Below are 6,047 nucleotides of genomic sequence, written 5' to 3'. Positions count from 1 at the left end.
GCCCCTCCCCGGCGTCCGTCTGCGCGTATGTGGTCCCCGCGGCGAGATGGCGCCGGTCGGGGTGCCCGGCGAGGTGTGGATCTCGGGCGGAGGGGTCGCGCGCGGCTACCTGGGCCGGCCGGAGCTGAACGCCGAGAAGTTTGTCTCCATCGAGGGCGAGCGGGCCTACCGTACCGGCGACCGCGCCCGCTGGCGCACGGACGGCGTGCTGGAGTTCCTGGGGCGCACCGACGAGCAGGTCAAGGTGCGCGGCTTCCGCATCGAGCCCGGCGAGGTTGAGGCCGTGCTGCGCGAGCAACCGGGCGTCCGCGAGGCCGTCGTGCTGGCGAGGGAGGACGCTCCGGGGGACAGGCGCCTGGTCGCCTACGTCGTCCCGGGCGCGGAGGTGGTCGAGACCGTCGGCGGCGGCAGGGAGCAGGTGGCGGAGTGGGAAACGCTGTTCGACGACACCTACGCGCAGGACGAGGGGGAAGATCCCACTCTGGCGCTGAAAGGGTGGAACAGCAGCTACACGGGCGAGCCGATCCCGCGCGAGGAGATGCGCGCCTGGGTCGAGGACACAACGGACCGCATCCTGGCGCTGCGTCCGGAGCGGGTGCTGGAGGTCGGGTGCGGAACGGGGCTGCTGCTCTTCCGCGTGGCGCCGCACACGCAGGCGTACCACGGAACCGATTTCTCGGGCGTGGCGCTGGAGCACATCCGCCGGCATCTGGCGGGGCTGCCGCAGGTCACGCTCGCCGAGCGGGAGGGCGACCGGCTGGACGACTACGCGGGGGCGGGCTTCGACACCGTCGTCATCAACTCCGTCGCCCAGTACTTCCCGGACGTTGACTACCTGCTGCGCGTCCTCGAAGGCGCTGCGGCGGCGCTGCGGCCGGGTGGGCGGATCTTCGTGGGCGACGTGCGCAGCCTGCCGCTGGCGGGTGCGTTCCACGCCTCGGTGGAACTCGCCCGCGCGCCGGAGGGGCTGCCGATCGAGCAGCTGCAGGCGCGGGTGCGGCGGGGGATGGCGGAGGAGCAGGAGCTGCTGGTGGATCCGGCGCTGTTCGAGGCTCTCCGGGCGCGGATGCCCCGCCTGGGCCGCGTGGAAGTGCAGGTGAAGCGGGGCGAGTACGACAACGAGGTCTCGCGCTTCCGCTACGACGTCGTCCTCCACCTGGACGTGGAGCCCGCCGGGATGGTGGAGCCCGTCGTCCACCCGTGGGATGGCGAGGACACCGTCGGGCTGCGCGCGCGGATCGAAGGGAGCGCGCCGGCGCTGCTCGTCCGCGGCGTGCCCGACGCGCGGGTGCGGGAGCACGTCCGCGCGTACGAGCTGGTATCGGCCGGCGGCGGAGCGGCCAGCGCGGCGGCCGTGCGCTCCCTCGCGGCCGCGGACGCAGGCGGGATCGCTCCCGAGGCGCTGTTCGCGCTGGGCGAGGAGATGGGGCGTGCCGTGGAAGTGCGCCCCGGCGCGGCCGGCACGCTGGACGTGCTCTTCCATCCCGCCGGCGGGGTCTCGTCCTTCCCGGCACACCCGGACGAGGAGCAGCCCTGGGAGGCGTACGCGAACGACCCGCAGTGGGGTCGCCGCATGCGCGCGCTGGTCCCCGCGCTTCGCGAGGCCGCCCGCGCCCGGCTGCCGGAGTACATGGTGCCGAACGCCTTCGTGGTGCTGGAGGCGCTGCCGGTTACCCCCAACGGCAAGGTGGACCGCGCGGCGCTGCCCGCGCCCGACACGCCCGGCTCGCGCGGGGAAACGTACGTTGCGCCGCGCACCCCCGCCGAGGAGCGGATGGCGGGCATCTGGGCGCAGGTGCTGGGGATGGAGCGGGTCGGCGGGGAGGACAACTTCTTCGACCTGGGCGGCCACTCGCTGCTCGCGACGCAGCTGGTCTCGCGGGTGCGGGAGGCGTTCCGGACCGAGCTGCCGCTGCGAGCGGTGTTCGAGGCGCCGACGCTGGCGGAGCTGGCGGGCCGCGTGGAGGCGCTCATGGCGGAGGCGGCTGCGGATGCCGCAGCCCCGCCGCTGGTGCCGGTGCCGCGGGACGGCTCGCCGCTGCCTCTGTCTTTCGCGCAGCAGCGACTGTGGTTCATCGAGCAGCTGGAGCCGGGGAGCACCGCCTATCACATGCCCTCCGCGCTGCGACTGCGCGGACCGCTGGACGCGCGCGTGCTGGAGCGCGCGCTGGGCGAGGTGGTGTGCCGGCACGAGGCGCTGCGCACCACGTTCGGCGAGAGCGAGGGAGTGCCCTTCCAGGTGGTGCACCCCACCGGCACGGCGCGCCTGGAGGTGACCGACCTGTCCAGCCTGGCCGCGGAGGAGCGCGAGGCCGAGGCTCTCCGGCTCGCCGGGGAAGAGGCGCAGCGCCTCTTCGACCTGCGCCGCGGGCCGCTGCTGCGCACCCGCCTGCTGCGCCTGGCGGAGGACGATCACGTGCTGGTGCTGGCCATGCACCACGTCGTCAGCGACGGCTGGAGCATGGGGGTGCTCGACCGCGAGCTGGGCGCGCTCTACGAGGCGTTCGCGCGCGGCGAGGCATCGCCGCTGCCGGAGCTGCCGGTGCAGTACGCCGACTTCGCCGTCTGGCAGCGCGCCTGGCTCAGCGGCGAAGTCCTGGAGCGGCAGATCGCCTGGTGGCGCGAGCGCCTGGCCGGCGCGCCCCCGCTCCTGGAGCTCCCCACGGACCATCCCCGCGCCGCGACACTGGACAGCCGCGCCGGTCGCGTGTACCGCGCACTCCCGCCCGAGACGGCCGAGGGGGTGCGGGCGCTGGCCAGGCGCGAGGGGGCCACGCTGTACATGGTGCTGCTCGCCGCGCTGGACCTGCTGCTGGCGCGCTGGTCGGGGCAGGACGACGTGGTCGTCGGCACGCCCATCGCCAACCGGACGCGGCGCGAGACCGAGGGGCTGATCGGTTTCTTCGTCAACACGCTCGCGCTGCGCGCCGATCTCTCCGGCAACCCGTCGTTCCAGGCGCTGCTGGGACGGGTGCGGGAGGGGACGCTGGGGGCGTACCAGCACCAGGAGGTGCCGTTCGAGCGCCTGGTGGAAGAGCTGCAGGTGGAGCGCTCCCTGAGCCACACGCCGCTCTTCCAGGTGATGTTCTCGCTCATCGACGGCGGCGGCGTCGCGCGGCCGTTCAGCGGCCTGGAGGTGGAGCTCTACCCGGTCGGCGGTGGCGCGGCGAAGTTCGACCTGGACGTGATGGTGGTGGAGCAGGAGGGCGGTCTGGAGGTCGCGTTCACCTGGCGTGAGGAGCTGTGGGACGCGTCCACGCTGGAGCGCCTGGCGGGGGCGTACGCACTGCTGCTGGAAGCCGCCGCGGCCGATGCAGGCCGGCGCGTCCTGGACATCCCGCTGATGGCGGATGCGGAGCGGCATCGGCTGCTCCGGGACTGGAACCCCACGACCGCCGAGTTCCCGCGCAAGTGCATCCACGAGCTGTTCGCGGAGCAGGCCGGGCGCACACCGGAGGCAGTGGCCCTGGTCTACGCGGACGAGACGCTGACCTACGCCGAGCTCGACCGCCGCTCCGACGCGCTCGCCCGGCGCCTGGCCGCGCTCGGCGCGGGGCCGGAGGTGCGGGTGGGGATCTGCGTGGAGCGCGGGGTGGAGATGGTCGTCGGCATCCTGGGCATCCTCAAGGCGGGCGGCGCCTACGTGCCGCTGGACCCGCAGTACCCGGCCGAGCGGCTGTCGTATATCCTCGCCGATGCTGGCGCGACGCTGCTGCTGGCGCAGGAGCGGCTGCGGGACCGCCTCCCCGGGTTCGCGGGGGAGGTCCTGCTCCTCGACAGCGACGCGGGTGACGACGTACGGACCGCGGAACCTCGTGCCGCGTCTCCCGAAAACCTCGCCTACGTCATCTACACCTCGGGCTCCACGGGCCTGCCCAAGGGGACCGAGGTGCCGCACCGCGCCATCCCCGGCTTCTTCCAGGGCGCGGAGTACGCGCGCTTCGGCGAGGGCGCCGTGGTCCTGCAGCACTCGTCGGTCTCGTGGGACGCGCTGACGCTGGAGCTGTGGCCGGCGATCCTCTCCGGCGGCACGTGCGTCCTGTACCCGGGGCAGACGTCGGAGCCGGGGCTGCTCGGCGAGCAGGTGCGCAGGCACGGCGTGAACACGCTGTGGCTGACGGCGGCGTACTTCAACCTGATCGTCGACACCGCGCCGGAGATCCTGGAAGGGGTCGCGCAGGTGATGACCGGAGGCGAGGCGGTGAGCGTGCCGCACGTGCGCCGCGCGCTGGAGCTGTACCCCCGGCTGCGGCTGGTCAACGGCTACGGTCCCAGCGAGACCACGGTCTTCGCCACCTGCTACCCCGTCCCCGCGGACTTCGACGCGCCCTCCGTCCCGCTCGGCACGCCTGTCGGCGACCGGCGCGTCTACCTGCTGGACGGCCGGGGGGAGCTGGTGCCGGAGGGCGCGGTGGGCGAGCTGTGCATAGGCGGGCCGGCAGTCGCGCGGGGGTACCTGGCGCGGCCCGGGCTGACGGCGGAGCGGTTCATCCCCGACCCGTTCGGCGAGCCGGGCGCGCGCTTGTACCGCTCGGGCGACCGGGCGCGGCTGCGTGCGGAGGGCGGGCTGGAGTTCGTGGGGCGGACGGACTTCCAGGTCAAGATCCGCGGCTTCCGCGTGGAGCCGGGCGAGATCGAGGCGCGGCTGGCCGGGCACCCCGGCGTCCGTGAGGCGGCGGTCGTCGTCCGTGCGGAGGCGGATGGGGAGAAGCGGCTGGTGGCGTACTACGTGGCCGCGGAGGGCGTGGAGCCGGAGGCGATGCGGGCGCACCTTGCGGAGCTTCTTCCGGGGCACATGGTGCCGGCGGCGTACGTGCGGCTGGAGGAGCTTCCGCTGACCCCGCACGGCAAGGTGGACCAGCGGGCGCTGCCCGCGCCGGAGGGCGAGGCATACGCGAGGCAGGCCTACGAGGCGCCGGTGGGGGAGGTGGAGTCGGCACTGGCGGGGATCTGGGCAGAGGTGCTGCGGATCGAGCGCGTGGGGCGGTGGGACCACTTCTTCGACCTGGGAGGGCACTCGCTGCTCGCCACGCGCGTGGCGTCGCGGATCGCCGGGGTGCTCGGGGTGGAGGTCCCGCTGCGGGCGGTGTTCGAGGCGCCGGCGCTGGCCGAGCTGGCGCGCCGCGTGGAGGTGGTGCGGGCGGAGACGCGTGGCGGCGCCGGAGCCCCGCCGCTGGTGCCGGCACCGCGCGACGGCTTGCCGCTGCCGCTGTCGTTCGCGCAGCAGCGGCTGTGGTTCATCGAGCAGCTGGAGCCGGGGAGCATCGCCTACCACATGCCCTCCGCGCTGCGGATCCGCGGACCGCTGGACGCGCGCGTGCTGGAGCGCGCGCTGGGCGAGGTGGTGCGCCGACACGAGGCGCTGCGCACCACCTTCGGCGAGACCGGGGGAGAGCCCTTCCAGGTGGTGCACCCCGCCGGCGCGGCATGGCTGGAGGTGACCGACCTGTCCGGCCTCGCCGAGGAGGAGCGCGAAGCCGAGGCCCTCCGGCTCGCCCGGGAAGAGGCGCAGCGCCCCTTCGACCTGATCGCGGGGCCGCTCTTCCGTACGCGGCTGCTGCGCCTGGGCGCGGACGATCACGTGCTGGTGCTGGCCATGCACCACGTCGTCAGCGACGGCTGGAGCATGGGGGTGCTTTCCGGCGAGCTGGCCACGCTCTACGAGGCGTTCGCGCGCGGCGAGGCGTCGCCGCTGCCGGAGCTGCCGGTGCAGTACGCCGACTTCGCGATGTGGCAGCGCGCCTGGCTCAGCGGCGAGGTCCTGGAGCGGGAGATCGCCTGGTGGCGCGAGCGCCTGGAGGGGGCGCCGCCCGTGCTGGAGCTCCCGACGGACCGCGCCCGGCCGGCGATGCCGGGTCCCCGCGCCGGACATGTGTTCCGCGTACTCCCGCCCGAGACGGCCGAGAGGGTGCGGGCGCTGGCCAGGCGCGAGGGGGCCACGCTGTACATGGTGCTGCTCGCCGCGCTGGACCTGCTGCTGGCGCGCTGGTCGGGGCAGGAGGACGTGGTCGTCGGCACGCCCATCGCCAACCGGACGCGGCGCGAGA

Annotated in this window: 1 protein-coding gene; it reads left to right on the top strand. The window is 74.4% G+C overall.

Features of this window, described 5'->3' with window-relative positions; genetic code table 11:
• Positions 1–46: 46 nt before the first annotated feature.
• A partial coding sequence (locus VLK66_RS06780) for a non-ribosomal peptide synthetase (RefSeq protein ID WP_325308623.1) occupies positions 47–6,047 on the top strand: 6,001 nt, incomplete at its 3' end.

The sequence above is a fragment of the Longimicrobium sp. genome (assembly GCF_035474595.1).
Lineage (GTDB): Bacteria > Gemmatimonadota > Gemmatimonadetes > Longimicrobiales > Longimicrobiaceae > Longimicrobium.
Note: the sequence above shows the minus strand (reverse complement) of the source record. Positions and strands in the feature narration are given on the sequence as shown.